The organism is Nitratidesulfovibrio liaohensis (assembly GCF_011682075.1).
GTDB classification, from domain to species: Bacteria; Desulfobacterota; Desulfovibrionia; order Desulfovibrionales; family Desulfovibrionaceae; genus Cupidesulfovibrio; species Cupidesulfovibrio liaohensis.
In genome coordinates, this window is record NZ_VSMK01000420.1 from 1 (window position 1) to 2,356 (window position 2,356).

The following is a 2,356-nucleotide window of genomic DNA, read 5'->3' on the forward strand; positions in this document are numbered from 1 at the left end:
CTTCAGGCGCAGCGGCGCGAAGAAGCCCAGCAGGCGGTTCACCGTGCCGCCGGGGCAGGCCCACCCGCAGAAGGCGCGCCCGAACAGGGCCGCCAGCGCCAGCCACCCGGCCCACACGCCCCAGAACATGGTGAACAACCGCCCGTGGCAGGCCACCACCGGACAGTTCTGACAACTGATGTACGGCACCACGAAGGGGCACCGGAAGATGCCGTAGAACGACCACTGGCCGATCACCAGCAGCATGACGGCCTGCGCCGCACGGTTCCACAGGCGCACGGCGCGGGCGCGCGCGCCCTGACGCACGGCGCGGGCCTTCAGTTCCGTCAGGTTCGCCGCGCCGCCCGCCGCAGGCACGGTGTTCACGCCCGCATCAGACATCCTTCACCCCCAGCTTTTCCACCAGTTCCTGCCCGCGCGGCGAAATGGCAGGGATGAACCCGGCCCGCTCGAAGTGCGCCTGCCCTTCGGGGGACGTTACCCATGCCACATAGTCGTCGGCCAGGGCGCGGTCGCGCGCTTCCTGCATGACGCCCACGGTGAAGGTGAGCGGCGGCGGCGGAAACAGCCCGGCGGGAATCTCCACGATGTCCAGCTTGCCCGCGAACTGGGGCAGGCGGGTGACGCGCAGTTCCACGATCATGGCGTCTGCCTTGCCGGTGGTCACTGCCTCCACCGAACGCTGCACGCAGGTGCCGGGGTTGACCACGTTGGCCATCACCGCATCCAGGCAGCCCGCCTTCTTGAGCAGCCCCAGCACCGCCGCGCCGCCGGGGGGCGACGCCTCCGGCGCCATGGCCACCCGCACGCCCTTGCGGGCCATGCCATCCACCGACCGCACGTTGCCCGGATTGCCCGTGGGCGTGACGATGACGTAACTGGTGAAACACAGCGGCTTGAAATAGGTCATCCGCCCTTCTGCCCGCAGCTTTTTGGCAAGGTCCAGCACCCGCCCCGCGAACACCTCTGTCGAGCCGCTGCCCAGCAAAGACTTGCCCAGCGCTGCAGCAAACGCCCCGGTGTACACCACCGCCGCGCCGCTGCGCCGTTCATACTCCGCATGGGCGGGCTGCATGGCCTCTGCCAGCCCTCCGCACGACCACACCTGCAACCTGCCGCCGGGGAATGGCGCGGCCTGCGCCGCCCCCGGCAAGGAAGCGGCGGCCAGCCCCGCCACCCCGGTCAGCGAGGCGCGCAGAAAACCGCGCCGCCCCTCGTCCTGCAACTGACGCATGAACACCTCCGCGTGTAATGGATAGTGGCGCCCACCCTATACGCCGCGCGGAATGCTAACAAAGACAAATTGTCAATGGATTTAGCACAATGCCATAGACAAATCAGATGCACGTCATGTCCCGTCCCCCTCTGCCTTGCCTCCGCGCCAGCGCCATTGCGCCAACAGAAAACCGGCTCCCCTTGCGGGAAGCCGGTTCCTTTTTCATTTCGTTGTGACGCGCCCTGGGGCAGGCGCTACATCTACTTTTCGGTTGCCGTTGGCACTGTAGTCTTCTGCCTTTCAGGGGCTGTTTCCCGAATTAGGATTTTCGTCCGTTGGCAAGGAAAACAAGCACGTCATGAGGGAGTATGCTCTTCTCGTATTCGACCGAAATGGCGGGCGTAGTTTGACGCAGCCAACGGGCGAAAGGACAATTCGGGGGACAGCCCCTAATCGCCCATGGACTCCTTGGGCAGTATCCACACCATCAGCATCTGCTGTTCCGCCTTGGTCAGGTCTATCTGCGACATGCGGCACAGGTCGTAGGCGTTGCGCAGAAAGGCCTTGCCTACCTCGCGCAGGTTCACGCCGTCCTGCTCGTTGAGCGGGTAGCCCCCGCGCGCAATGCCCACCAACACGAAGTTCACGTGGCCCCGCGCAATGGGCAGACCCGCCTCCACGCACCGGTCGCGCACGTTGCGCGAGGTCGTGGTCATGAAGAACCCGTTGGCGTTGACCTCTTCCACGATGATGCCCAGCAGCTGCCGGAAATGGTCGGGACGCAGCAGGGGCATGTCGGTCAGGCGGTGCACCTTCAGGGCGAAATCGTACAGGTCGGGGTAGCGCGAACGGAAGTCGTCGTGGGCGTCACGTTCCTCGGGCTGTTCGTGACGTTCCGGGTCGTACAGGTAGCCGGGCGGCACCGCCGAAAATTCCAGCCCCTTCAGGTCCAGCACGTCCAGCAGGTCGCGCAGGCGACCGTAACCGAACCAGTCCGCGCCGGGGTCCACCTCGCGTTGAAGGATTTGGGCCAGCGAGGCGACGCCCACGGGGGCCGGGGCATCGGCCACGGTGCGGCGTACCACCTCGGCCACGCGGGCCAGCCGTTCACCATTGCCGCGCGGGGCGTACGGGGCGGGC

Annotated in this window: 2 protein-coding genes and 1 pseudogene; all 3 read right to left on the reverse strand. The window is 66.5% G+C overall.

The features are described 5' to 3' along the window. Positions 1-366: 4Fe-4S binding protein (locus FVW27_RS13370; RefSeq protein WP_424991877.1), on the reverse strand; the 366-nt coding region annotated here is incomplete at its 3' end. A 7-nt stretch (positions 367-373) separates the two neighbouring features. Further along, positions 374-1,234, reverse strand: a complete 861-nt coding sequence (locus FVW27_RS13375; RefSeq protein WP_167125918.1) for a substrate-binding domain-containing protein — start codon at positions 1,232-1,234, stop codon at positions 374-376. A gap of 431 nt (positions 1,235-1,665) precedes the next feature. Beyond that, positions 1,666-2,356: pseudogene (locus FVW27_RS13380) on the reverse strand (NYN domain-containing protein); the annotation flags it as partial.

What these genes read in the sequence shown, in the direction of transcription:
- FVW27_RS13375 (WP_167125918.1), bottom strand. Translation starts at nt 1,234, where the DNA reads ATGCGTCAGTTGCAGGACGAGGGGCGGCGCGGTTTTCTGCGCGCCTCG.